Origin of the sequence: Kribbella sp. NPDC050459 (assembly GCF_040655315.1) — a bacterium.
GTDB lineage: Bacteria > Actinomycetota > Actinomycetes > Propionibacteriales > Kribbellaceae > Kribbella.
Genome location: NZ_JBFAJQ010000002.1, coordinates 589,868 through 614,392, shown reverse-complemented (window position 1 = coordinate 614,392; position 24,525 = coordinate 589,868). Strand labels below are relative to the sequence as shown.

Sequence of the window (24,525 nt, the reverse complement as noted above, 5' to 3'; positions counted from 1 at the left end):
GGCGGGGCAGAAGATGACAGGAACGCGAGGAGATTCGGTGAGCACACGGCTTCGGGCTCTCGGTGTGGTGGCGGCGACGGTGCTGCTGACCGGTGGTTGTGCGGCGGGAACCCACCCGGGCGCGGCCGCCGTGGTCGGCGGGACGGAGATCAGCAGCAGCCACGTCGACGACACCGCCCGCGCGTTCTCGGCGGCGGTCGGCGAGAGCGTGCCGGTTCCGGCGATCGTCAACCAGATGGTCAGCGACGCGCTGACCGCGCAGGTCGGGGAGCAGAAGTCGATCTCGGTCAGCGACGCCGAGGTCGCGGCCGCGATCCCGCTGATGTTCAACGACCAGGTCACCAAGAAGCTCCAGGCCGACCCGCTGAGCAGCGCGTTCCTGAAGGAGATCGCCGCCGGCGCGGTCACCTCGGCGAAGCTCGCCGGCGGCAACGGCCGGCTGGACACCGCCGACGCGCAGCAGCAGCTGCAGGCGGGGTCGGAAGCGGTCAAGGAGGCGGCGAAGGACATCAAGGTCACTGTGTCGCCGCGCTACGGCCAGTGGACCAACGGCAAGCTCGACACCACGATCTCCGGGTCGCTGTCGCAGGAGTCCGACCAGACCGCCGCGAAGCGCAAGGCCGCCGAGTCCGCCCAGCAGCAGGGCCAGGGCTGACGACGCCGCATGGCTGACGAGTCCGCGGGCGGGATCAAGGTCGTCCTCACGAGCCCTCGTGTCGCCCCCGGGCTGCTCACCCGCGCCACCTGGCAGGCCCTCGAGGCCGCCGACGAGATCGGCGCGGCGGGCGGGCCCGACCGTCCCGACGTCCAGGCGGTGATTGGCTCCGGCCTCGTCGTCACCCAGGTCGAGGCCGGGGTCTCCGCGGCGTGGACGTGGCTGTCGTCGGCGGCCGCCGACGGGCGCCAAGTGGTGTGGCTGACCGGTGACGACGGCGAGCCCGGCCTGCTCCGCGTCGTGTCCGACGAGCTCGTCCGCGAGCCGTCGTACGCGGTGGAGATCCTGCACGGCTCGTACGACGTCCCGGGTTCGCGCCTGATCGACCTGGTCCGGGTGATGGACCGGCTGCGGCGCAACTGCCCGTGGGACCAGGAGCAGACCCACGAGAGCCTGGCGAAGTACCTGCTCGAGGAGACGTACGAGACGCTCGAGGCGATCGACACCGGGGACCGTGAGCACCTGCGCGAGGAGCTCGGTGACCTGTTGCTGCAGGTCGTGTTCCACTCCCGGGTCGCGGAGGACGACGAGGAAGGCTTCACGGTCGACGACGTGGCCGGCGGCATCGTCGAGAAGCTGATCCGCCGCCACCCGCACGTGTTCGGCTCGGTCGACGCCGCCGACGCGGCCGCCGTCGAGGCGAACTGGGAAACCATCAAGGCCGCCGAGAAACAACGCTCCTCGGTCCTCGAAGGCATCCCGCTCGCCCTCCCCGCCCTCGCCCTGGCCGACAAGGTCCTGGGCCGCGCCGCGAAGGTCCTCCCGGCCGAGTTCGCCACTCCCGGCGACTCGGACGCCGACCGCATCGGCCACCAACTGCTGGCCGTCGTCCGCGAGGCCCGCACGCTCGGCATCGACGCAGAACAGTCCCTCCGCGTCGCCGTACAACAGTTGGCCACCGAGATCCGCGCCGCCGAATCCTCCTGACCTACTGCGGCTCGTTCGTCCTCGGAAATCGGATGTACGGCGCCGTGCGCGGCTGGCAGGGTGGGGCGGGTGGATGCTGCCGAGGTACTGCGGGAGTACTGGGACCTGAAGCCGTTCCGGGTCGAGGTGCTGACCGGTGGGATGAACTCGGCTGTCTGGCTGGCGCGCGCAGACGAGTGGCGGGTGGTGCTGAAGGCTGTGGATGCGGGCGACTTGGCGTTCGAGCCGGGGCTGCAGCTGGCTGCGCGGCTCGACAATGCCGGGATCCGGACCGGGCGTCCGCGGGCCAGCAAGCACGGCCGGTACGTCGAGTGCGTCGACGGGCGGCAGGTCGCGGTTCTGGAGTACATCGACGGTGTGCCGTTGCCCATGGCGGATCACGCGGCCATCGGGGACCTGCTCGGGCGCGTGCACTCGGCCGCTGCCGTCGAGCGGGGCGAACTCGCCGACTGGTTGGGGTTCCTGCTGCCGTTCGAGGAGTGTCTGGACCTCGAGCCCTGGATCCGTCCGGCGGTGGAGGGTGCGATCGCCGACGCTGTCGCGCTCGGCCCGCTGTCCTGGTCCTGGCTGCACGGCGACCCGGCGGCCGAGGCGTTCGTTCGGCAGCCTGACGGGCAGGTCGCGCTGATCGACTGGGGGAGTGCGATGCGGGGCCCGATCCTGTACGACGTCGCGTCGGCCCGCATGTACAACGACGAGCCCGTCGTACCGGCGTACCTGCAGCGGCGCCCCGACCTGACCGACGAGGTCGAGCGCGGCCTGAACACCTTCCTGCGCGTCCGCTACGCGGTCCAGGCCGGTTACTTCGCGTGGCGCATCACCAACAACCTCCTGACCGGCATCTCCGGCCCCGAAGACAACCACAAGGGCCTGGCCGACGCCCGCCGCTCCTTCGGCCACTAGTACTTTCCTGCCATGAGCCGCGATAGCAGAGCGATCTCCCGCCTGCTCCGTCACACCGCAGGTGAACACGACCTCACGATGAGTGCGGACGGCTGGGCCGCGATCACCGACGTACTGCGGGTTCTCGGGCTCACCCGCGAACGGCTGGACGTCGCGGTGCGGGAGAACGACAAGCAGCGGCTGCAGGTCGGCGGAGAGCGGATCCGGGCGTGTCAGGGGCATTCGCTGGCCGGGATGCCGGTGACACGTGAAGCGCTGGAGAACAGTTGGGAACGGGTTTACCCGGCGGATCTGCTGTGGCACGGCACGAATCGGGCGGTTCTGGCCGCGATTCAGCGCGAAGGGCTGCACGCGGGACGGCGTACGCATGTCCACCTGGCGCCCTCGAAGGACAGCCACGTCGGGCGGCGGACGAGAGTAGAAGTCTTGCTGGGCGTGGATTGCGGCGATCTCGCCGTCTATCGGGCCCCCAACGGAGTGTTACTGACGCGCGAGGTACCTCCGGATGCGATTGTTAGGGTCGACGCGGTCCACTGAGCCCGGTGGTCTGGGGACTAGGCTCAGCAGCGATTCGTCATCGAGAACTTGGGAGTCAATGTGGCCACCATCGAGGCCGTCGGCGCGCGCGAGATCCTCGACTCGCGCGGCAACCCCACTGTCGAGGTCGAGGTTCTGCTCGACGACGACACCATCGCCCGCGCGGCCGTCCCGTCGGGCGCGTCCACCGGCCAGTTCGAGGCCGTCGAGCTGCGCGACGGCGACAAGGACCGCTACGGCGGCAAGGGCGTGCAGAAGGCCGTCACCGCGATCCTCGAGGACATCGACAAGGAGATCGTCGGGTACGACGTCCACGAGCAGCGCCTGATCGACCACGCGCTCCTCGACCTGGACGGTACCCCGAACAAGGCCAAGCTGGGCGCGAACGCCATCCTCGGCGTCAGCCTGGCGGTCGCGAAGGCCGCGGCGGACAGCTCCGGCCTGCCGCTGTTCCGCTACGTCGGCGGCCCGAACGCGCACGTCCTGCCGGTGCCGATGATGAACATCCTCAACGGCGGCGCGCACGCGGACAGCAACGTCGACGTCCAGGAGTTCATGATCGCCCCGATCGGCGCCGCGACGTACGGCGAGGCGCTGATGCAGGGCGCCGGCGTGTACCACGCGCTGAAGGCGGTGCTGAAGGAGCGCGGCCTGTCCACCGGCCTCGGCGACGAGGGCGGCTTCGCGCCGAACCTGGACAGCAACCGGGCCGCCCTGGACCTGATCGCGGTCGCGGTCGAGAAGGCCGGCCTGCAGCTCGGCAAGGACATCGCACTGGCGATGGACGTGGCCGCGAGCGAGTTCTTCACCGACGGCGTGTACGCCTTCGAGGGCGGCAAGAAGTCCGCCGACGAGATGATCGCCTACTACGCCGACCTGGTCGCGTCGTACCCGATCGTCTCGATCGAGGACCCGCTGAACGAGGAGGACTGGGACGGCTGGAAGGCCATCACCGGTGAGCTCGGCAGCAAGATCCAGCTGGTCGGCGACGACCTGTTCGTCACCAACGTCGAGCGCCTGCAGCGCGGCATCACCGAGAAGTCGGCGAACAGCCTGCTGGTCAAGGTGAACCAGATCGGCTCGCTGACCGAGACCCTGGACGCCGTGGACCTGGCCCACCGCAACGGCTTCACCTGCATGATGAGCCACCGCTCCGGCGAGACCGAGGACACCACGATCGCCGACCTCGCGGTCGCGACGAACTGCGGCCAGATCAAGTCCGGCGCGCCGGCCCGGTCCGACCGCACCGCCAAGTACAACCAGCTGCTCCGGATCGAGGAGGAGCTCGACGACGCGGCGACGTACGCCGGTCGCTCGGCCTTCCCGCGCTTCCAGGGCTGATTCTGCGGAGGTTCAGCTATGCCGTCCCGTCGGGATTCCGGTGCACGACCCGGCTCGCGTCCGTCGAGCCGGACCCAGTCGCGCCCACCGGCCCGGCGGGGCGACCAGCCCAAACGCCGTACGGCGGGGACGTCGGCCGAGCCGGCCAGGACCCGCGGGTCGCGCAACCTGACCGGGCGCGCGGCCGTCGTACTGCTGGTGCTGGGCGCGTTGATCGTGTCGTACGCGCAGAGCCTGCGGGTCTGGTTCGACCAGCACCAGCAGGTCAGCGCGCTGCAGCAGGAGATCCGGGACCGGGAGAAGCGGGTCGCCGAGCTGAACGACGAGATCTCCCGCTGGGGCGACGACGCCTACGTGAAGGCACAGGCACGGCAACGACTCGGATGGGTTATGCCCGGCGAGGTCGGGTACCGCGTGATCGGCGCGGACGGTAAGCCGGTCGGTGCCCCACCGGAGCCGTCCGCGCCCTCGGACGGTACGACGGACGCGCAGAAGCCGACCTGGTACACCAAGCTGTGGGGGAGCGTCGAGGGCGCGGGCACGCCGCCGGCGCCCGCCACTCCGGCTCCCGCCAAGCCGACCCCGTCGACGATCCTCACACCGACCCCCGAGGCGACCCGGTGAGCATGTCGGACGAGGAAGCGGTCAGCAAGCAGCTCGGCCGCACCGCCCGCGGGATCCGGTCGATCGCCCACCGCTGCAGTTGCGGCCTGCCCGACGTGGTCGAGACCGAGCCGCGGCTCCCGGACGGTACGCCGTTCCCGACCACGTACTACGTGACGTGCCCGCGGCTCGCGTCCGCGATCGGCACGCTCGAGTCCTCGGGTCTGATGAAGGAGATGACGGACCGGCTGGAGTCCGACGAGGATCTGGCCGCTCGGTACCGCGCGGCCCACGAGTCGTACCGCGCGCACCGCGAGTCGATCGAACACGTCGAGGAGATCGCCGGGATCACCGCCGGCGGCATGCCGAACCGCGTCAAGTGCCTCCACGTCCTGGTAGGCCACTCCCTGGCGGCAGGCCCGGGCGTCAACCCGCTGGGCGACGAGGCCCTCGAAGCCCTGGAGGACTGGGGCCGCCGGGGCCCCTGTGTCTGACGCGGGTGTGCGGGTTGCGGCGGTGGACTGTGGGACCAATTCGATCCGGTTGCTGATCGCCGACCTCATCGACGGTCAGCTGGTCGAGGTCGACCGCCGGATGACGATCGTCCGGCTCGGTCAGGGCGTGGACTCGACGGGCGCTTTCGCGCCGGAAGCCCTGGCCCGGGTCTTCAAGGCCGCCGAAGACTTCGCAGCTGTCATCCAGTCCAAGGCCGTCAGCCGGCTGCGCTTCGTCGCCACCTCCGCCGCCCGCGACGTCAGCAACCGGGACACGTTCGCCGCCGGCATCGAGGAGCGCCTCGGCGTACGACCGGAGATCATCACCGGCACCGAAGAAGCCGAGCTGAGCTTCCGCGGCGCCACCACGTCCCTGGACCTGCCCGCGCCGTACCTGGTGGCCGACATCGGCGGTGGCTCCACCGAGCTCGTCCTCGGCGACGCGACCGGCGTCATCGCCGCCGAGTCCCTCGACATCGGCTCCGTCCGCCTCACCGAACGCCACGTCACCACCGACCCGACCTCCGAGCCCGAGCTGGCCGCGATCACCCAGGACATCGACGCCCTGCTCGCCGGCACCAAGGTCCCGTTGGCCGACGCGCGAGCCCTGATCGCCGTCGCAGGTACGGCGACCACTGTCGCCGCGGTCGCCCTGAACCTCCCGGAGTACGACCGCGACGCCGTACACCACGCCCGCCTCAGCACGACTCAGCTCCGCGACACCACCACGTGGCTGACCACCTCGACCCGAGCGGCCCGGGCGGCCGTCCATTCGATCCACCCCGGCCGGGTCGACGTCATCGGCGCCGGCGCCCTCATCCTGCAACGCCTCGTCGACCGCCTCCCCGTCGACACCCTCACCGTCTCCGAACACGACATCCTCGACGGCGTGGCGCTCTCGCTCGGTTAACGCGCGCGGACGCCGTCCAGGGCGATGGTCAGGACTCGGTCGCGCTGTGCCTGGTCGACGAAGCCGGCGGCGGTCAATCCGCTGACCATGCGGAGAAGGTCGTCGAACGACACGTCCTTACGGGCCTCGCCCGCCTCCTGGGCGCGCTCGAACAGCGGTGCGCCCGCGGCGTACATCGCCTCGCGGGCCGCCTTGAAGCTGTCGGCCTCCCGGTTCAGTGACTCCCAGATCGCGCGTTTCGTCGCGGCGTACCCGACGAAGCGGTGCAGCCAGGTGGTGAGCGCCTCCCACGGCGGGAGGTCGGCGGCCTGCTCCGCCGCGAGGCACAGCTCCTCGATCTCGCCGAAGTAGACCGCGTTCAGCAGGTCCTGACGGGCCGGGAAGTTCCGGTACAGGGTGCCGATCCCGACGCCCGCCTGCCTGGCGATGTCCTCGAGCGACGCGCCGACGCCCTTGCTCGCGAACGCGTCCCGGGCGGCGGCCAGCAGTGCGTCGAAGTTGCGCCGCGCGTCCGCCCGCTGCGGCCGCCGTACGTCGACCTGCAGCACAGGCCTGCTCTGCTCCATTCGATCACCTTAGCCAGTTGATAGCGGAGGCAACCCTCCGTTATAGTGGAGGCATACCTCGACTTTACCAGGCCGGGGAGATCTCGCGCCCTCTGTGTGGCGCACACACCCCTTTCGAAGGACTTCTGCATGCCTGTCATCAGGTCTGGAAACCCCCGCGTGACCTTGGCGGTGCTCGCCACGGTCGTCGCCTCGTTCTCGATGCTGCAGTCGCTGGTGAGCCCGGCGCTGCCCGTCATCCAGCACGACCTGCACACCACCCCCGGCACGGTCACCTGGGTCTTCACCGCGCTCCTGCTCTCGGTCTCGGTCGCCACGCCGCTGCTCGGCCGGATCGGCGACATGGTCGGCAAGGAGCGCACGTTGTTCGTCGCACTGATCGCGCTCGCGGTCGGCTGCCTGATCGCCGCGCTCGCGCCGAACGTCGGCGTCCTGATCGCCGCCCGGGTCTTCCAGGGCGTCGGCGGCGCCGTCTTCCCGCTGTCGTTCGGGATCATCCGGGACGAGTTCCCGGCCGAGCGGGTGCCGTCGGTGGTCGGCGTGGTGTCGGCGATCATCGCGGCCGGCGGCGGACTGGGGATCGTGCTCGCCGGCCCGATCGTGGAGTGGCTCGGCTGGCGCTGGCTGTTCTGGATCCCGATGGCGGTCGTCGCGGTCTCGACGGTGCTGGTCCGGCGGTACGTGCCGGAGTCCCCGAACCGGGTCCCCGGCCGGATCGACTGGCTCGCGGCCGCGTTCCTGTCCGGCTGGCTGATCGCGCTGCTGCTGCCGTTGAGCACCGGCCGGTCGTGGGGCTGGGGCTCGTGGCGTACGACGGGGCTCTTCGGGCTGGCCGTCGTGCTGTTCGCCGGCTGGATCATGGTCGAACTGCGCTCGCGGAACCCGCTGATCGACATGCGGATGATGCGCCGCCCGGCGGTCTGGACGACGAATCTCGTGGCGCTGCTGTTCGGGGCGGCGATGTTCGCGGTGTACGCGTTCGTGCCGCAGTTCCTGCAGATCCCCAAGGCGGCCGGTTTCGGCTTCGGCGCGAGCGTGACGCAGGCCGGCCTGCTGATGCTGCCGATGCTGGTGACGATGGCGATCACCGGGTCGATGAGCGGCCCGCTCGCGGCGCGGTTCAGCGCCAAGGCGCAGGTCGTCTCCGGGTCGGCGCTGAGCCTGGTCGCGGCGCTGATGTTCGCCGAGTTCCACGCGGCGCAATGGCAGGTGGCGGTCTCGACGGCCCTGTTCGGCGTCGGGCTCGGCCTCGCCTACGCGGCGATGACCAGCCTGATCGTGCAGAACGTCCCCCGCGAGCAGACCGGCGCCGCCACCGGCATGAATGCGAACATCCGCACCATCGGCGGCTCGATCGGCACGGCGCTGGCCAGCTCCATCATCACCGGCCACATCCAGCCGTCCGGCCTCCCGGCCGAGTCCGGCTTCACCGACACCTTCCTCCTCCTGTCCGCCTTCGCGGCCGCGGCCGTCGTACTCGCCCTGGCCATCCCGAGCCACCGCCGTACGCCGGTGGTCCCCGTCACCCAGCCGTCCGAGGAGCAGTTGGTCGCTTGACCGTCATGGGCTTGGGGAGGATTTTGTGCCGTCGCGCGCCGCAGATCCTCCCTGAGCTCGCCGTTTAGGCTGAGCGGATGAAGCTTCCGCATCCGTTGACCGGGCAGCTGTTCGACAGTCCGGTGCCGCCGGGGACGGGCTGGCCCGAGGATCCCGCCGTACGGCGTACTCCGGTGGCTGGGGATGCTGCGGAGGTTCGACGGCTCGCGGAGACCGGCGACCTGGCGGAGCTCGAGGCGCGGGTGTCGGTGTGCCGGGCGTGCCCGCGGCTCGTCGAGTGGCGCGAAGACGTTGCGGTCGGCAAGCGGAAGTCGTTCGCGGACCAGCCGTACTGGGGGCGGCCGATCGCGGGCTGGGGTGTCGCCGAGCCGCGGATCCTGATCGTCGGTCTCGCGCCGGCGGCGAACGGCGGGAACCGGACCGGCCGCGTCTTCACCGGCGACCGATCGGGCGACTGGCTGTTCGCCAGCCTGCATCGCGTCGGCCTCGCCAATCAGGCCACGAGCGAACACGCCGGCGACGGGCTGCACCTCATAGGCACGCGCATGATCGCCGCGGTCCGCTGCGCCCCACCCGCCAACAAACCCACGCCGGGCGAGCGCGACACGTGCGCCCCGTGGTACCGGCGCGAGCTCGAGCTCGTCCTTCCGGGCACCAGGTCGATCGTCTGCCTCGGCAAGTTCGCGTACGACGCCCTGCTCGCCGCACTGGTCGCGCTCGGCGCCGACATACCGCGGCCGCGGCCGAAGTTCGGCCACGCGGTCGAGTACCGGATCCCAACCCCACAAGGCGAAGTCAGCATTCTCGGTTGCTTCCACCCCAGCCAGCAGAACACGTTCACCGGCAAGCTCACCGAAGAGATGCTCGACAACGTCCTGATCCGCGCGAAAACCCTGTCAGCTCTCGGCTGACAAGAGTTGACCTGGATACGGGGCGTATTGGAAGCTGCCGACTATGCATGCCGCCCCACGCCGCAGCCCTTATGACGCGTGACAACCTGCCCGAGCACTCTCGGGGACGCCCGGCCGAGCAGAGGCCCGCAGGTGGCGGCGTGGAGCGCGCACCGGCCGCGCCGCGGATGCCGACCGCGCACGAGGCCGCACCGCTGGGGTTCGTGCCGAGCCCGGACCGGTACCACTGGTGGGCGGAGATCCACGACGACGTCAAGGCGTACCTCGAGCGCAAGGTAGGACCTTCGATCGAGTGGTGGGCCGACCTGCACGAGCGTGAACGCGACCGGCCGTACGCCGTCGTGTTCGGGCCTCAGGGTCTGGCCGTGACCACGCCGCGCGTCAACAACCAGGGACAGCGGACGCAGAGTGTGCGGATCGATGCGTTCGTGCCGGGGAGCATCAAGCACGCCGTCGTACAGCAGCAACCGTCGAGGCCGCGCGGCGGTCTGCGTTCGCTCGTGTCCCGCGGCCGCGACGAGCCCTCGCCGCCTGCGCTCGAGCTCACGCAGGACATGCGCGGCACGCTCGGCAACCTGCCGCTGGAAGCGCAGCAACGGCTGCAGACCCCGTTCCTCGGGTCGCAGGCCATCAAGCACTACCGGTATTACTACTACGGCAACGACGAAGACCTCGACCTGTGGGTCTACCTCGCAGGCGACCGGACCGTCACGTTCGCGTCCGGCCACCGCACCCTGCCCACCGGCGCCGACCCGCAGCAAGTGTCCTGGCGACTGACCTGCTACCAGGCGGACGTCGCTAGATGAACTCGCGGCGCGACTTCCGCGACCTCGACGGAGCCGACCCCTGGAAGCTGCTGGGCGTAGCCCGCGACGCCGGCCCCGAAGAGATCAAACGCAGCTACCGCCGCCTGTCCCGCAGCCACCACACCGACGTAGGCGGCAGCGCCACCCAACAGGCCAAGCTGAACCGCGCCTACGAGATCCTCTCCGACCCAAACCGCCGCGCCGACTACGCCGTTCTCCTCAACCCCAAGCCCAAACCACCCGAAACGCCGCACCGCCCCACCCCCGACGAGCCCGCAGACGACCCCTTCGAATGGTCCTCCGGCCCCGCCCCCACACCCCCACGCCGAGACACGTACACACCCCCACGCCATCCCCGGCAGAACCCGCACACCGCCCCGCCGTACCGCGAGTCCTACACCGCCCCGCCGTACAACGACCCCTTCACCGCCCCGACCTACCAACCCCGCCGCCACCCAGGCGTAAGCCGCCAGGCAGTAGCCGCCCTACTCACCGTCCCGTTCTGCTCCCTGGTCTCCATCTACCTGGCAGTCACCGCCCTACGCCAAATCCAATGGAGCGGCCAACGAGGCAAGTCAATCGCCTGGCTGGCCCTCCTACTCAACATCGCCCTGTTCGTCTTCGTCATCATCGGCGGCGTCCTCACCAAACTCTGACCCCTCGCCCGCGCGGCCTCCTCGGTCGCAGCCAGCATGTCGGTAAAGGTCGCCGTCAACATCCGGTCGATCAACGGCCCGGTAAGCCGCCCGAGCGGGCCACCCCTCGGCACGTACCGGTAGTCGAACGTAGCCAACGTCCCCTCGGCCTCAGGGTCGAGCGTCAGCGACGACTCTGCCGCCTTGAACGGCACCGCCCGACTGGGCCGATTCCGAGTATCGATCCGCCGCCCCTCGTCCCAGGCAGTCACGACCTCATCCATACTCCCCACCGGCCGCAACTCCACATGCCGCCGAGCCCCCACCCCCCTGGCCTGCTCCCCAACCCCCACAGTTCCCCGAGGCCCACCCCAGTGCTCGGCAAGATTCGGAAAGTCAGCCAGCACAGGCCAAACCGAACCGGCAGCCGCCGACATGTGCCTGTGCACCACAATGTGACGTTCCTGCACGACAACCACCCCAACTCTCACCCACAAGGAGAGCCGCGCCGTCCCCCCATCGTTCCGAGACGCCCGACAGGTTCCCTCGCCCGGCACGGATGAGATCACCCTCCTCGTGTACGAGACGGTCCCGGGTGGTTCGAGGAGCCGCGCATGGTCACGGCGGTTGCGCATCAGTCAGGCTGATATGTACGGGGATCGAAGTACACCGTGATGGAGTACCAGTCCTCGCCGTCGTCCGTCAGTTCATCGCTGTGGAGCACCAGGTCCATGACCTTGACCGGACCGAGGCCTTCCAGTGTGTCGGCGACCCTGCGCAGCAGTGCTGGGACGTTCCCCTCGCCGGCGCCCCTGGGGTTGCTTTGAGAAAAGTGGCGTATGGTCCAGGACTCTGCCTCGGAGGTATTCACGGCGCAACCATGCAACGTAGGAGAGTTGGGCCCAGCAATCACCGATCGCTGACCACTTCCATGCGATGAGCGCGGGTCGCCTAGGCGGCACGGCGCCTGTTCCTTTATCTACAAGGGGTTGTGGGGTGGGTCGATCCCAAAGTCCTCGCACGGTAGTAGACGGTCTGGTGGCCCACCGACTTTCGCAGTCCGCCGCACGTTTGGTTCGGACCGTGGTCTGGAGGGCGTTTAGCCTGGGGGCCGTGCGAATTCCCGGTATCGGTGTTGACGTTCTGCGGCCTGAGGTCGACGAGTCACGGCTTGCGGAATGGAGCGACGTGATGCGTACGGTGGGTGCGATCGAGCGCGGGGAGTATGCTCCCGCACCTCCTCAGTCCTCACAGCGTCTCCGCGAGCAGCTCACCGACCCGAAGACGACTCGGTGGGCTGGTTATCTGGACGGGACGGTGATCGGTGCCGCCGAGGTCCGTCCCGCCGGTGAGCCGAAGACGGCATTCACGCGGATCTACGTTCTGCCCGAGAGGCGTGGCCGCGGCGTCGGCCGGTCGCTTCTCACTGAAGTAGTCCGTGACCAGCGGGCTGCGGGTATGGAGCTTCTCGCCACGACAGTCCTCGCGGATACACCCGGCGCGAAGTTTGCCCTCGATCTCGGCGCCATGGTCGGTGACGAACTCGTCATCAATGTGCTGGACTTCGCGACCCTCGACCGTGCTGCCCTCGAGCGGAGCGTCGCTACTGACCACGACGGTTACCACTTGGTGCACTGGGCCGGCCGCGCTCCGGACCTCCTGGTCGACTCATATGCCGTGGCAAAGCGCGCGATCGCCGATGCGCCGAACAACCACCTGCCGCCGGGCGCGGTCGTCGTGTGGGACCGCGATCTCGTACGCCGGAGTGAGCGCGAACGCGCCGACCGCGGTGTCCAGCTGTGGGTCACCGCCGCCCTCGTCGCCGGCACGTCCACGGTGGCGGCATTCACCGCGGTGGAGGTCGGCCGCTCAACCGTCGACGTGGGCCAGGAGGACACGGTTGTTGTGGGCGAGCACCGACGACATGGACTAGCGACTTGGGTAAAGGCCGCCATGACCCTCCGGCTCGCGGACGAACTGCCGAACGTACGTCGCCTGTCCAGCACCACCGCTGCCGCCAACACCGGAATGCGAGCCGTCAACGCACGCACAGGCTTCCGCGAACTGACCCGACGACTCCTCGTCACCATCGATATCGCCGATCTGGCAGAGCGACTCCACCTCTGACGGGCCAGACGCTGGGCAACGGGGCGGGCGCCGGGATCACAGCGAATGGCAGCGTTGACCGAAGTGCCACGCCGCGATGCACGAGCTGGTGGCGACTCCACGATCACGTTCGTCAACCACCACGATCTCGCCACCGCCATCACGAACCTGACCGACGCCCAGGTCCTCACCGTCGGCGAGCTACAAACCCCTCTGTCGCAGGTCGATCTGAGTGCTCTCGCTCCCCACGAACACAACCAGATCGACTACTGGAAACCGACTACCGGCGGCGAGCTGCTGTTCAACTTCTGGGACTGAAAACCAATAGCCTGACAGCAGAAACAGTCCAAGATCGTCAAGCCGGACGTATCACGGATGGTCAACCAGGGGATCTGCGACAGCCGAATGCGAGGATCGCGGCTGAGTGCGGTTCGGTGTCAATGTCGTGTGGCCGCGAGCCACCAGTCGAGGGTGGCGGTTCCAGCCTCCAAGCCGTCGAGCTGCTTTCGCGCATGCTCGACGAGATCCGCTGGTAGACGAACGGCGTGGTCGTAGACGTAATGGGCTAAGCCTTCGGGCCACTGATAGGTGCCGTCGGAGAACTCCAGCGCGCCGTTGTGCTTGCCACAGACGCGGCAAGGCGAGAGTCCCATGTAGGAGACGACCATTGTGCCGCTGCAGAGGTAGGACCAGACCAGGTGCCGCTCGTCTGCAGCCCATGACTCATCGACAAGATCCGTCGGGTCCGGGTACTCGGGATGCTTCTCGTTACGCCAGTAGCCGATGAGCCGCCGTTCCTTCACGGGAACAGTCTCGTCCCGCAGTCTGGCGTGCGCCAAGTTGCCGGGCCCCACACGGAACGCACTGAACTCGACATGACCGCGCGGAACGCGGCTGCCATGAGCGGACGTTCGGTGACAGGGTCCGCTGAACCACTACTGTCGAGGCCATGGAGCGTGCTGAGCGTGGGGGTTTGTGCCTGACCCTTGAGGAGGCTGAGATCGTTCGAGCCGCCCTCTTCACCATTGAGCATTACCTGAACAACGTTTGGGATCAGACCGAGGTCCGTGCAGTATCTGGTTTCACGGTCGACCGGTTTGCGAGTGTCCGTCGGGCGATCGACGCGGCCAGCGATGGGCCATCCCGCTGAGCTCGTAGGCCGTGACGGGTGATCACCACTCCGCCTTGATCGCGGCTGCCGGACGTTACTGCTGAACGATGTGGATGAAGACGTCAGGTCGTTCAGCGGCGGGACGGTCGACTAAGAGGTCCACGTATGGCGGCAGCCCATTCGAGTTCGTGTCGCTGACTTGATCGATCGTTCGCGACGTTGTCCACGTGCTCGGCTGCCACTGCATGAACCTGGCGGGCAACTCCTGGTCCCAGCCGGATTCCCTTGGCGGAGCCGGCGATGACGACGAAGGTGAGGGCGGCGTCAGGGCGCTCCAGGTGAGGCGGTAGTCCCCGAGAAGCTTCGCCAATCCGGCGCGATCTGTGGAGAAACGCAGGTAGATCTGGTTGACGTCCCAGTCGCGCAGTTGCACCCACTCGAGGACTTTGACATCCGCTGACAGATCGAGGTCGTAGTACTCGATGTGGTCGCCGAACTCTCGACTCTCGGCAGTCCCACTCGTGATCTCGACATGAGGCTCGAGCCCACAGCCCACGGTGGCGGCGAAGGCGAGCGCAATGGCTGCACCTAAGGTTGCACGACTTCGGCTGCGCACAGCGCCACAGTACGGCAGCCGAAGACACGAAGAGATAGCGATCGGACGGCGCGACTCCGTGTGCTGGTTGGTCCGGTCCTCGGCATGACCGCGCGGAATGCGGCAAATCAGTGAGTTCTAGGTTGCGGCCGGCGGCCCTGGACTCGGCGGCGATCCCGCACAATATGTTGATGGGGACCGTTCCGTTCATACTCGGCTTGGTGGTCGCGCTCATGGTCAGTGGGCAAGTCTTGATGCTGATGGAGCGCCACCGCTCATTCGCTAAGCGGCTTCGTGACCTGGGGTGGGGCGGCGACGCCTTCGGGCTGCTGCTCGTCGGGGTGCTCACGGTGGGCGTGGCAGGTGCCGTCGTAGGAAGCCTGTTCAGCGCACCCGGGGGCGGTGCTGCGGCGGGCCTCGTGATGGCCCTGCTGATGTGGACCGCTGCGGTCATCTGGGCGCATCGACAGCCGCAGTCGGCTGCGCGACATCAACGGTCCGAGCACTAGGCCACAATCGCCGCGGTCACCACGCCTTGGCATGCGCGGATTGCGGCAGAAGCGGACGTTGATCAGGTCGGTCTCGGGTTAAGACCACCTCGGGGAATTAACTGGAGCGACGTGCCGGCCAACTCCTCGATCTTGGCTAGGAGGCCCGGAGCCACTTCCGTGCCCCCGAACGCGAGGACCCGTATCGCCGACGGCGGATCGCCAATGAGACGGACACTCTTCGCGGGCTGGAATTCGCTGAGATGGAACTGGATCTTCGTCCAAGCCACATCCGTGATGCGCAAGGCACCGCCCGCAGAGACCAGGTCGAATTCAAAGAGATCACTCGCAGCCACGGAGCGAGGGTAGCCGTCTCGTGCCGTGAAGTGCCCAATGAATATCCTGAATTCGGCAGTTCCGCGCTTCACCATCAGCGGCATGAGCGAGCGTCGGTGACAGGGGTCCGTAGAACCACTACTGTCGAGGCCATGGAGCGTGCTGAGCGTGGGGGTTTGTGCCTGGCCCTTGAGGAGGCTGAGATCGTTCGAGCCGCCCTTTTCACCATTGAGCATTACATGAACAACGTCTGGGATCAGACCGAGATCCGTGCCGTTTCAGGTTTCACGGTCGACCGGTTTGCGAGCGTCCGTCAGGCGATCGATGCGGCCAGCAATGGGCCATCCCGCTGAGTTCGTAGGTCGCGTCGGGCGATCACCACTCCGCCCTGATCACGGCAGATCCGGACAACTTGCTTCAGTCGCTTCACCAGCTGCCGGCGCACGCTTCGATCCACGCCGCGAGGTCCGGCTCGTCATCGAAGGTGAGCAGTGAGTACGGCGGGCAGCCCGGCAGGGGCGTAACCCCGGTGAATGCGTGGTCCGGCGCGAACAGCAGCAATTGGCCGCCATGACGGTGAGCAAGCGTGAGGTTTCCATTGGCTTCAACCGCCACGGCGTAGTACTCCTCGGGCTCGATAGGGATCGTCAGTCCATCGTTCTCCCAGAGCCATGAGTAGTCGGCAAGCACGTCAGCGACAGGTGTTCGCGCCGCGGCCACGGTGAGGACCTGATTCTGGTTCATCCACTAGGTTTCAGGCTCTCCGAAGCGCTCGATGATTCCGCCGCAGACGACCCAGAAACTCCTGTGAGTGCTGTGGACCTGGCCGGTATCTGGGCGCAGCGGCGGGTAACCGAGCCATCCCCGTCGGTCGCCCGGAGGTCCCCAGGCCAGCAGCTCGTAGTCCGCTCCCGATACAGACACTGGCGTGAGAGTCGCCGACCCCAGCAGAGCTGAGAGCCGGGGTAACCCGTCGACCGCCGCTCGGGTCCATGGCTACTCCTCGCCAACCAGCGCGGTATCTCCGGGTTGGAGGAACCAGGGAGTTTGCCCGAGGAGATGATCCCAGTCGCGCATGATGTGCCAGATCATGACACACGTGCTTTGAACAGCGCGGGCAGCTGTGATTGGCGACGGCGTCCGAACATCGGCTGCTTGTTGTATTGCCTCTAGGACCGATCCTGGCGAGGCTCGGTCCAGGCGCTCGGTCCGTCGCTCTCACATCGGCTGCCCACCGTGCGGTGTGGCTCTCATTTGGCCTGCGCGGGCCGGGCGTCGCCAGGGCCAGGAGAGGCTCAAGAGGGGTTTGCTCGGCTCGAAGCAGCGTTGCCCTCCAGGCTCGACATCCAACAGTGGTTCGAGCATCGGAGAAGTGACCGTGAGCACACGAGCAGCACCGGGTCGGGTCGTCCTAGGGATGGACCCACACAAGCGCTCAGCGACGATTGAGGTGATGACCGCCGACGAGACCGTCGTCGGTAGCGGCCGGTTCAGTACTGATCGCGACGGCTATGCCGCGATGCTGGGCTTCGCCAGGCGGTGGCCCGACCGGGTCTGGGCGATCGAGGGCTGCGCGGGGATCGGCAAGCACATCGCGGTCCGGCTGCTGGCCGGTGGCGAACAGGTCGTCGACGTCCCGCCCAAGCTGTCGGCACGAGCCCGGGTCTTCGCCACTGGGCAGGGCCGCAAGACCGACGCCACCGACGCGCATTCGGTCGCGCTGGTCGGCACACGGATGACCGGGCTGCGGCCAGTGGTCAACGACGAGCAACTCGCGGTGCTGCGGATCCTGGTCGACCGGCGCCGCTCACTGGGTGAGGAGCACACCCGCAAGGTGTCCCAGCTGCACCAGTTGCTGCTCGAGCTCATCCCCGGCGGCGCGAAACGGGACCTGTCCGCGGCCCAGGCCAAGGCACTGCTCGCGACCGTCCGGCCGCGCGACGCGGTCGGCAAGACTCGCCGCCGCGTCGCCGCAGAACTGGTCGCTGACCTGGAGCGGATCTATGCCCGGAAGAAGGCCGCGAACAAGGAACTCGAAGAGCTGGCCAAAGCCACCGGCACGACGCTGCTCGACCTACACGGCATCGGACCCACCGGCGCCGCCCGGCTACTGGTCGAGATCGGCGACATCACCCGATTCCCGAACAAGGCACACTTCGCATCCTGGAACGGCACCGCCCCCATCGACGCCTCGTCGGGCGACCAGACCCGACACCGCCTGTCGCGGGCCGGCAATCGCCAGATCAACCGTGTCTTGCACACCATGGCCCGCGTCCAGCTCCGCAACCCCACCCCAGGCCGGGACTACTACGAACGCAAGAAAGCCGACGGCAAAGCACCCATGGAAGCCATGCGCTGCGTCAAACGCCGACTGTCCGACATCGTCTACCAGACGATGCTCAACGACACCGTCCGCGCAGCCGAGACGGGCCCGGGAGGACAACGGGGACACGACTCTGACTCCAGCGTGACCGGCTCACATCCCCACAACGCCGGCTCTTCGGACAAGTCACTTCCCGGACCCGCCGAACAACAGCCTACGACCCCACTACCGGCCACCTGTTGACACAGAGGGGAGCCTGATCCGTGCGTTCGCCGGGTCCTGTTGGCGGATCAGAGCGCGGAGACTGGCGAGGTTGTTTCCGTGGCGTCCGAGATGTGGCGGTCTCCGGAGTGCGACCATCAACCGCAATCGGGCTGGGCCGCAGAGAGTGCGTGCCATGCGCGAACGGGCCGCGAGGATCGCTGTCCCGTGCGCGTCAGGCGCGGGGCCGCGCGACGCTGCGGTCGTTCGCGCGCGGGAGCGCGCAAGACCCGGGCCGCAGCCCGGAACCCCGCGGGTGCTAGCCCGCAGCAAGCCGGTGTCCGTCGGCAGCGGGAAGATCCGGCGCTGAGCCGGGGGTGGGTGGGAGCGGCCGGAGTGGAGGCGGTGAGGAGCGGAGCGACGAAGTAAGCGCCTGCGTAGGACGCGTGGGTCAGTTCTGTGCCCGGGACGGGATTCGAACCCGTATGCCTGTGAGGGCCGCGAGGTTTAAGTTCGACCTGATCCCCTTCACGACGGTCCGTGGTCGTTCGTGGCCGTCGCGGCCAACTTGGGTGGCACCTCCCCGACTGCTGGCGAACAACTGTGAACTGCAACCGCTGGTGCAACCGCGTCTCCTCGTTGCACGTGGCACGTTAAGTCTGGCGCCATGTCGGCGCGCGTTGTCCCGCATGCTAGACGTGGCCGTAGGGTCTTCTTCAGTTCAGAGGGCCAGGCCCTGGGTGGAGGAGATCAACATGTCGGTTCCGGATTGGATCGCTGCCGGTGCTGCCGTAGGCGCAGCAGTCTTGGTCGGCTGGCAATCGTGGGAGACCCGGAAAAGTGCCCATGCTGCCGCAGATGCGGCGACTACGGCCAACTCCGCAATCGAACTCTCGCGATCCGCGCTTGAAGTTGCGCGGACGGAGGAGGGACACACAAGGCGACTCATCGTTGAGGCGATCAAGACCCGGATTGACGCCAACGCTCATCCGCTGTCGGTGTTCATCAACCACTCGGCCGAGTGGCCACCGCTCGAGCCATCGATCAGTGGTGGTCAAGCTAACCCACTGCCGACAGACAGGATATACCGGCTTCCAAAGGATGGCGGTGAATTAATTCTCGTCCGGTTCGGGTTCCGGATTAACAATCTTGGTGGTCATTCAGTAACAGTAAACATCAACGACGCGTGGATCGGGGATGATGGTACTGGTGGAAATCAGACCGTTGCTGCTGGAGAACAGTGCGTCCTTCCGAATAGCGCTCTGGACGGGTTCTTCGAAATCCAACGAACCGTGTCCGAATGGGTCGAGATCGCTCGTCGTCGCCAGGACGGTCATCCTGGTGAGGAAACGACGTGGACAGTCACGCTTTCCGATGATTCTGAAACCGGTGCTATCGATCGGTTCGAGTTGGTGGCCGGCGGAACGCCTCTGGTCAAGGTCGAGAACGAGGAAGGTGGTTGGCGGCTGAGTCCTGGGCAGTATAAGGATTACGCAAGGTCTTCCCCCGTCATGGCAGCAGTCGAACTCCCGCGGAAACGCGACTACTACCTGTCGAGAAGCAAGGGCCTTCTGCTGGACGAGGCGTTCGCAACCGACCTCAGCACGAATTGACGGTTACGCGTCAAGCACACGGGCAGTCCTCCCGCATCGCCCCGATAGCTGCCGACCTTAGGTTCGGTGCGGTGCGGGTCAAGGGGCGGAGATCCCGGAGGGACGCCGTAGGCGCCCTTGACGCGTGCCGTGCCGGACCGTCCCTTCTATGATTGCTAGCGGGGCGATGCGGGAGCCCATGGCAGGCAGGCGATGGCGGGGCAAGCTGGCCGGAAGCGATGGCCGGCATTCCGGCGCGTGGTGCATCCGCAGGGTGCCGAGCGTTGACGGCGGGTTCTGCTGTCTTCGGCCAGGCACCCTTTGGCACGTGCGCGCCAAGCCAAGGGACGCGTCCAGAGCGCAGCGAAGCGGAGCGGCGGGCAGGCGGCCCGCCCTGTGGTGGCGGCGCGCTTTCGGGCCCTGGAGGGGGCCCGTCTTGAAGACGTAGAGAAATTTGTCAGGTTGACGCTCTACTACTTGAATGCGGTCGCAGCCTTCACCACAATTAGGCCGACAAGTCCGCAACTCTGCTGGCCCATTTGGCCAGCCAACACCTTCGGAGGAAGCATGCCCCAGTACCGCCTGAACTCCCTGGGAGACGGCGAGTTCGAGCGGATGGTGCAGGCATTGCTGAAGGAGGCTATCGGCAGTGGGACGACTACCTTCGGCGCAGGTCGTGATGGCGGCCGAGAGGCCACCTTCTCTGGGACGGCTCCCTATCCGTCGGCCAATGAGCAATGGTCGGGAGAGTGGATCTTCCAAGCTAAGTTTCACAATTTGGATTTGGTCGGGACAGCCAATGCCCGAAAGACGATTCTTCGCGAACTTGACGCGGAGCTAGACAAGATCGTCAATAAATACAAAATGCCGTGCGACAATTACATCTTGATCACGAATGTTCCACTTTCGGCCGTGGCCGGATCCGGCACGCACGACAAGGTTGATAAGATCTTCCTTAAGTACGAAGACTCGATCAAGAACTGTGCGATTTGGGGGGCAGATGATGTCTCTCGGTTACTCGAGAAATATGCCGGAGTCCGCACGGCATATCTGGAGTTCATCGTTCCCGGTGATCTTATTGCCGCATTGCTTGAGACTCACAACAAGCAACTTGATGAGACTGCTACCACCATTCGAGCCTACTTGCAGGTCTTGTACGGCCGTGAGGAAAACGCTCAGCTAGACCAGGCGGGTGACGTATCAGAAGAGCCCGTACGTTTGCAGGAGGTCTTCTTCGAGCTGGACGCACAGCCAATCTCCGCTGGAGCTAGTTTGAAAGGGCAACTCCGAGCAGTAGTGGAAGAGTCCTATGGGCAGGGCCGTAGTGGTGACAGGGTAGCGATGGCTCGCCTGCTCGTTTCTGACAAGGTAACGCGCGCAGTTGTGGTCGGCGGTCCCGGCGAGGGCAAGTCGACAGTCGGTCAGTATGTCGCGCAGTTGCATCGAGCTAACCTTCTGGGGCGGCTCGAAGACATAACCACTGATGAAAGATATTTCCCGGTACTTCCTCGCATTCCATTTCGAATTGTCCTGCGAGACTTTGGGCAGTGGTTGGCTGAGCGGAGTCAGAATCTGCCAGCATCGGACGCGGACACGCTTGATATGTTTATCGCGGAACAAGTCCGCGCGGTCTCTGCACGTGAGATTTCTGTTAGTGAGTTGCACAGAGTTATAAGAGAAAACCCAATCTTGCTAATTTTGGACGGGCTGGATGAAGTAACAGATCCAAATCTTCGGAAGCGCTTGCTCGATCGGCTTGGAGAATTCTCCCTAAAATGTGAGACAGTGTTGAAGGCGGACGTGCAGGTGTTGGCAACCACTCGTCCAACTGGATATTTGGAGCAGTTCGACCCATCGACACACCTTCACTTCAGGCTCGTCACGCTCGAGCCTGATCAGGTTCGCGACTATGTAGAGAAATGGATACGCGCGCGAAACTTGGATGCTGGCAAATCTTCGAGATTACGTGAGAATATAACTGAGTGTCTGGCCGACCCTCAGGTTCAATTGTTGATGAATACTCCGCTCCAGGTAACGATTCTTGTGCTGATTATTTCTGCCGGAGGAACGCCTCCTCGTCAGCGCGAGGCGTTGTTTAACGAGTATCTGGAAGTCATCTACAAGCGTGAAACGGCAAAGGGTCGCAATATTATCCAGTCTGAAAAAGAACTCTTGATTGGGTTGCACAAGTACCTCGGGTACGTCTTGCATGAAGAGGCAACTCGGGCGACGGCCATGAGTGCGGCGTTGGAGCGTCCTGGCTATATCAAACTGGTCGAGACGTTTCTCAAGGCTCATGATCCGTACTCACCCGCCGACGCGCGTCGCCGTGAGCTTCGAGCAATCACGCAAGATGCCGGCGAACGCCTGGTTCTCATCGTTGAATCACCGGCCGATGTTTTTGGATTCGAACTCAGGTCTATTCAAGAGTTCTTTGCTGCGTGTCACCTTGCAGATACATCACTCGATACTGCTCAACGTTACCAACGTTTCGAGGCGATAGCGACCGCGGCCCATTGGCGAAACAGTGCCCTGTTCTTTGCTGGCCGTGTTGGCCGCAATTATCCAGGCGAGGCGTCAAATGTCATTGAGGTTTGCCGATCCATCGACAGGGAGGGTCATGATCGCTTCGTACGTCGAGGAAGCTACCTGGCTTTGGAACTTGCCGCGGATCGGGCGTTCGGACCGAATCGACGGCTGCAGCGTAGCCTGCTCGAAGTAGGATTGGAGGTTCTGCATAGGCCTCTGGCCGCCAGTGGCTTAAAGGCGGTAGCCGATCTGCTACGGCGGCTCCCGTTGGAAGACCTACGCGATCACGTCGTGCCCATCTTCGAAGATGCAGTCACATCGCTCTCGCCAGAACGCCTCGTAAATTTTCTATCTGTTGTGAAAGAGACACGTCCTGACAACGAAGTCGTTCGGATGCTCGTCCGAAGGATTACAGAGTCTCCGAAAGATCGTGTTGAAATGCTGTCCAGGATCGTGGGGAGTAGTATCCCACCAGAAATGATCGGAGATACAGTCCGCGAAGTAGCAGATCAGCTCGACGACGAACAGCTCGGACTGGCATGTCGGTCAAACCTTTGGAATGTAACGCGAACCCGATTGGATTGGCTTTCAAGAGCAGGGGTGACGGAGTCGCGCCTTGCTGGAGTTATGGAAAGTGTTGCTCATACCCGACTGATCGTTCCGATTGGCGAGCGGCATCGTGATGCGGCGATGGAGACGATGGCGTCCTCGTGGCCCGAACGCCCTTTGGATGTTCAGATGCACGCCGCTTCAGTGGTCGCAGGGTTTAATGCGTTCAGTAATCAGATGCGTCGTGGTCGTGTTGCCGGTACCAATGCTGATCAGCGTGTACTGGAAGCCGCAGCGGCCCAATTGCCGCCTCTCGTCAAATCTGGCGATATAGATAGATTCGTTCTCTCGGTCGGGCCGGTTGGGCCCACCGTTGTTGGATTGTTCTGGCTATTGCACTTCCTCCTCGGGGAGGTCAGCCCCCGGTCGATTAAGCAGTTCGGGGACTACTATCAGAAGTTCGACGGTGATTCGCTGCAGGATTTGATGGAGTTTTCTCCGCTGAATGTCTCTCCTGCGCTGGACTATTACCGGGCGGGACACAGTACGGGCGACCCTGACGTGATTGCGAGCGCTGCTGCGATACTGGGTAAGTACGGTGGTTTGCAAGGCGTCCTGGCGTGGGTTAAGGACCGAAACACTGCGTTCCCGCAGTCGATGCGCCGCGAGCACGCTGAGCCTGAGCTGGTTCTTGCTCTGCCTACCGGTCGTCGCGATCTCGAGTCGGCCGTCGGCGCCGCCCTGGTTGACTATGTGCCGTACGGGATCAGCGGTCGCCATGTCTTGCGGTTGGAGCCCGCTGCATTCATGGCAATCGTTGATCATATTCGCGAGAACTCGGTCATGACTAGGCCGAAACGAATGCTAATCCGCCGCCTGCTTGCCTATGGGCGCCGGCGTATTCCGATCGAGGCGCTCGATTCGATTCTCACTTATTTGCTCTCGGTCCAGACCAAGGGTCGAGATCTGGACCTGGTCGCCTGGGTGTTATGCAGGCGTCTTGCGGAACCTACCGAAATTTCCGAAAAGCTGTTGTCCCGTGGTCTGGCGAAGGTTGCAGAGATACCATTCACTCGCGAGGGGTACCTGGGTATTGAAGGAGGTAACCCGGTATTCCGCGCGATATTATCGCGCCTCCTGCCGATAGCGACAGCCGGCAGTTCAAGCACCCGTACTAGGGGTGCACGGTTGATGCTGATCTGGATGGTGTGGACGCGCCTTGCAGAAGCGGAGGAGGGGCCGCTCGTAGAACCGAAGTTCAAAGGCTTTGCTGATCTCCATCGCCAACTATTGCGCTCGAACTCTCCTGACGCGCAAGTTGCTGGTGTAGGACTGTTCTGTCTACGATCTCCATCTTCTGCTGACGACTGGGATCGGCTGCGATCACTGATCCTGACTTGGCCGAGTGCCCAAGGATTCCCGGTCTTGTTGGCGAGCCTTCACGCGGCGACGGATCAGACTCGTCAGCCAGATCAGTGGATAAGCTTTATCTCCTCGTTGCTTGAGCGTGAGACGGAGCTTCCCGGCGAATTGATTGAGCTTCTAGGCCAACGCCTCGATTTTCTTCTCGCTTTTGGCAACCAAAGTCTGGAGGATCACGAAGCAAGCTTGGGATTGCCGCTGCAGTCGAGCGACTAGTGTCGCAATCCCCCGTTACCTCACGTCAATCTGCTGAGACCACCCGTACGACGACGGTCCCCGGGCGCGTTGAATCGAGCCTCGATCCGATCGGCCGGCAACCGCGAAGGACGAGGACTCGCTTTGGGGTCGCCATCGGCTTCCGAGCTGAG

Annotated in this window: 26 protein-coding genes and 1 pseudogene; 20 read left to right on the top strand and 7 right to left on the bottom strand. The window is 65.6% G+C overall.

From position 1 onward, the window contains the following. Positions 1-37 precede the first annotated feature (37 nt). The 8 genes from AB0I12_RS08925 (at position 38) to AB0I12_RS08890 (ending at position 6,430) form a co-directional block, all read left to right on the top strand. A complete protein-coding gene (locus tag AB0I12_RS08925) occupies positions 38-655 on the top strand; it encodes a hypothetical protein (protein WP_359926675.1) in 618 nt (205 codons plus the stop codon). Positions 656-664: 9 nt separating this feature from the next. Beyond that, positions 665-1,642 (top strand): MazG family protein, encoded by a 978-nt coding sequence (locus AB0I12_RS08920; RefSeq protein ID WP_359926672.1) that lies wholly within the window; start codon positions 665-667, stop codon positions 1,640-1,642. Between the two features lie 69 nt (positions 1,643-1,711). Beyond that, positions 1,712-2,545, top strand: a complete 834-nt coding sequence (locus tag AB0I12_RS08915) for a phosphotransferase (protein WP_359926670.1) — start codon at positions 1,712-1,714, stop codon at positions 2,543-2,545. Positions 2,546-2,557: 12 nt separating this feature from the next. After that, positions 2,558-3,082 carry an RNA 2'-phosphotransferase gene (locus tag AB0I12_RS08910; RefSeq protein WP_359926667.1) on the top strand — a complete coding sequence of 175 codons (525 nt, stop codon included), beginning with the start codon at positions 2,558-2,560 and terminating at the stop codon, positions 3,080-3,082. 60 nt (positions 3,083-3,142) lie between these two features. Next, positions 3,143-4,423 (top strand): phosphopyruvate hydratase, encoded by a 1,281-nt coding sequence (gene eno / locus AB0I12_RS08905; protein WP_355700684.1) that lies wholly within the window; start codon positions 3,143-3,145, stop codon positions 4,421-4,423. A gap of 18 nt (positions 4,424-4,441) precedes the next feature. Then, complete coding sequence (locus tag AB0I12_RS08900; protein ID WP_359926666.1) at positions 4,442-5,047, top strand: septum formation initiator family protein; 606 nt, start codon at positions 4,442-4,444, stop codon at positions 5,045-5,047. 2 nt (positions 5,048-5,049) lie between these two features. Continuing rightward, positions 5,050-5,520 (top strand): DUF501 domain-containing protein, encoded by a 471-nt coding sequence (locus AB0I12_RS08895; RefSeq protein ID WP_359926663.1) that lies wholly within the window; start codon positions 5,050-5,052, stop codon positions 5,518-5,520. A 22-nt stretch (positions 5,521-5,542) separates the two neighbouring features. Beyond that, the gene (locus tag AB0I12_RS08890) at positions 5,543-6,430 is read left to right on the top strand and encodes a Ppx/GppA phosphatase family protein (RefSeq protein ID WP_359926661.1); all 888 of its coding nucleotides are present in this window, start codon (positions 5,543-5,545) and stop codon (positions 6,428-6,430) included. On the opposite strand, the gene AB0I12_RS08885 is transcribed toward AB0I12_RS08890, so the two are convergent. Beyond that, positions 6,427-6,996, bottom strand: a complete 570-nt coding sequence (locus tag AB0I12_RS08885; protein ID WP_359926658.1) for a TetR/AcrR family transcriptional regulator — start codon at positions 6,994-6,996, stop codon at positions 6,427-6,429. The two genes, AB0I12_RS08890 and AB0I12_RS08885, sit on opposite strands and share 4 nt — an antisense overlap. A 129-nt stretch (positions 6,997-7,125) precedes the next feature. Here AB0I12_RS08885 and AB0I12_RS08880 point away from each other — a divergent pair, with 129 nt between their 5' ends. The 4 genes from AB0I12_RS08880 (at position 7,126) to AB0I12_RS08865 (ending at position 10,926) form a co-directional block, all read left to right on the top strand. Next, positions 7,126-8,553, top strand: coding sequence for an MFS transporter (locus AB0I12_RS08880; RefSeq protein WP_359926655.1), 1,428 nt, complete (start codon positions 7,126-7,128; stop codon positions 8,551-8,553). Between the two features lie 77 nt (positions 8,554-8,630). After that, the gene (locus tag AB0I12_RS08875) at positions 8,631-9,464 is read left to right on the top strand and encodes a uracil-DNA glycosylase (protein WP_359926652.1); all 834 of its coding nucleotides are present in this window, start codon (positions 8,631-8,633) and stop codon (positions 9,462-9,464) included. Positions 9,465-9,604: 140 nt separating this feature from the next. After that, complete coding sequence (locus AB0I12_RS08870; protein WP_359926650.1) at positions 9,605-10,270, top strand: hypothetical protein; 666 nt, start codon at positions 9,605-9,607, stop codon at positions 10,268-10,270. Continuing rightward, positions 10,267-10,926: a DnaJ domain-containing protein gene (locus AB0I12_RS08865; RefSeq protein WP_359926647.1), complete on the top strand. Its 660-nt coding sequence runs from the start codon at positions 10,267-10,269 to the stop codon at positions 10,924-10,926. The genes AB0I12_RS08870 and AB0I12_RS08865 overlap by 4 nt, the downstream gene beginning before the upstream one ends. A gap of 29 nt (positions 10,927-10,955) precedes the next feature. Here the strand turns inward: AB0I12_RS08865 and AB0I12_RS08860 are convergent. Continuing rightward, positions 10,956-11,540, bottom strand: a pseudogene (locus AB0I12_RS08860) (SRPBCC family protein); the annotation flags it as partial. After that, the gene (locus AB0I12_RS08855; RefSeq protein ID WP_359926644.1) at positions 11,540-11,776 is read right to left on the bottom strand and encodes a hypothetical protein; all 237 of its coding nucleotides are present in this window, start codon (positions 11,774-11,776) and stop codon (positions 11,540-11,542) included. The gene AB0I12_RS08855 and the pseudogene AB0I12_RS08860, both read right to left, overlap by 1 nt. A gap of 212 nt (positions 11,777-11,988) precedes the next feature. On the opposite strand from AB0I12_RS08855, the gene AB0I12_RS08850 reads away from it, so the two are divergent. Further along, positions 11,989-13,032 (top strand): GNAT family N-acetyltransferase, encoded by a 1,044-nt coding sequence (locus AB0I12_RS08850; RefSeq protein ID WP_359926641.1) that lies wholly within the window; start codon positions 11,989-11,991, stop codon positions 13,030-13,032. A 45-nt stretch (positions 13,033-13,077) separates the two neighbouring features. Further along, positions 13,078-13,329 carry a hypothetical protein gene (locus AB0I12_RS08845; protein WP_359926638.1) on the top strand — a complete coding sequence of 84 codons (252 nt, stop codon included), beginning with the start codon at positions 13,078-13,080 and terminating at the stop codon, positions 13,327-13,329. 119 nt (positions 13,330-13,448) lie between these two features. Here the strand turns inward: AB0I12_RS08845 and AB0I12_RS08840 are convergent, their stop codons facing one another. After that, the gene (locus tag AB0I12_RS08840; protein WP_359926637.1) at positions 13,449-13,814 is read right to left on the bottom strand and encodes a hypothetical protein; all 366 of its coding nucleotides are present in this window, start codon (positions 13,812-13,814) and stop codon (positions 13,449-13,451) included. Positions 13,815-13,960: 146 nt separating this feature from the next. Between AB0I12_RS08840 and AB0I12_RS08835 the strand changes: the two genes are divergently transcribed. Further along, the gene (locus AB0I12_RS08835; protein ID WP_359926634.1) at positions 13,961-14,161 is read left to right on the top strand and encodes a hypothetical protein; all 201 of its coding nucleotides are present in this window, start codon (positions 13,961-13,963) and stop codon (positions 14,159-14,161) included. Positions 14,162-14,216: 55 nt separating this feature from the next. Here AB0I12_RS08835 and AB0I12_RS08830 read toward each other — a convergent pair whose 3' ends face one another. Next, positions 14,217-14,738 carry a hypothetical protein gene (locus AB0I12_RS08830; RefSeq protein ID WP_359926631.1) on the bottom strand — a complete coding sequence of 174 codons (522 nt, stop codon included), beginning with the start codon at positions 14,736-14,738 and terminating at the stop codon, positions 14,217-14,219. Between the two features lie 170 nt (positions 14,739-14,908). Here AB0I12_RS08830 and AB0I12_RS08825 point away from each other — a divergent pair, with 170 nt between their 5' ends. Next, the gene (locus AB0I12_RS08825) at positions 14,909-15,226 is read left to right on the top strand and encodes a hypothetical protein (RefSeq protein ID WP_359926628.1); all 318 of its coding nucleotides are present in this window, start codon (positions 14,909-14,911) and stop codon (positions 15,224-15,226) included. A 62-nt stretch (positions 15,227-15,288) separates the two neighbouring features. Here the strand turns inward: AB0I12_RS08825 and AB0I12_RS08820 are convergent, their stop codons facing one another. Continuing rightward, entirely contained in the window at positions 15,289-15,561 is a 273-nt protein-coding gene (locus tag AB0I12_RS08820) for a hypothetical protein (protein ID WP_359926626.1), read from the bottom strand. Positions 15,562-15,693: 132 nt separating this feature from the next. Between AB0I12_RS08820 and AB0I12_RS08815 the strand changes: the two genes are divergently transcribed. Continuing rightward, positions 15,694-15,894 (top strand): hypothetical protein, encoded by a 201-nt coding sequence (locus AB0I12_RS08815; RefSeq protein WP_359926623.1) that lies wholly within the window; start codon positions 15,694-15,696, stop codon positions 15,892-15,894. 73 nt (positions 15,895-15,967) lie between these two features. Here AB0I12_RS08815 and AB0I12_RS08810 read toward each other — a convergent pair whose 3' ends face one another. Continuing rightward, positions 15,968-16,285: a hypothetical protein gene (locus tag AB0I12_RS08810; RefSeq protein ID WP_359926620.1), complete on the bottom strand. Its 318-nt coding sequence runs from the start codon at positions 16,283-16,285 to the stop codon at positions 15,968-15,970. A gap of 673 nt (positions 16,286-16,958) precedes the next feature. Here AB0I12_RS08810 and AB0I12_RS08805 point away from each other — a divergent pair. The 3 genes from AB0I12_RS08805 to AB0I12_RS08795 all read left to right on the top strand — a co-directional run bounded on the left by AB0I12_RS08805 (position 16,959) and on the right by AB0I12_RS08795 (position 24,373). After that, positions 16,959-18,107 carry an IS110 family transposase gene (locus AB0I12_RS08805; protein WP_359927749.1) on the top strand — a complete coding sequence of 383 codons (1,149 nt, stop codon included), beginning with the start codon at positions 16,959-16,961 and terminating at the stop codon, positions 18,105-18,107. Between the two features lie 713 nt (positions 18,108-18,820). Beyond that, positions 18,821-19,678, top strand: a complete 858-nt coding sequence (locus AB0I12_RS08800; RefSeq protein WP_359926617.1) for a hypothetical protein — start codon at positions 18,821-18,823, stop codon at positions 19,676-19,678. A gap of 546 nt (positions 19,679-20,224) precedes the next feature. Next, positions 20,225-24,373 carry a hypothetical protein gene (locus tag AB0I12_RS08795; protein ID WP_359926615.1) on the top strand — a complete coding sequence of 1,383 codons (4,149 nt, stop codon included), beginning with the start codon at positions 20,225-20,227 and terminating at the stop codon, positions 24,371-24,373. Positions 24,374-24,525 lie beyond the last annotated feature (152 nt).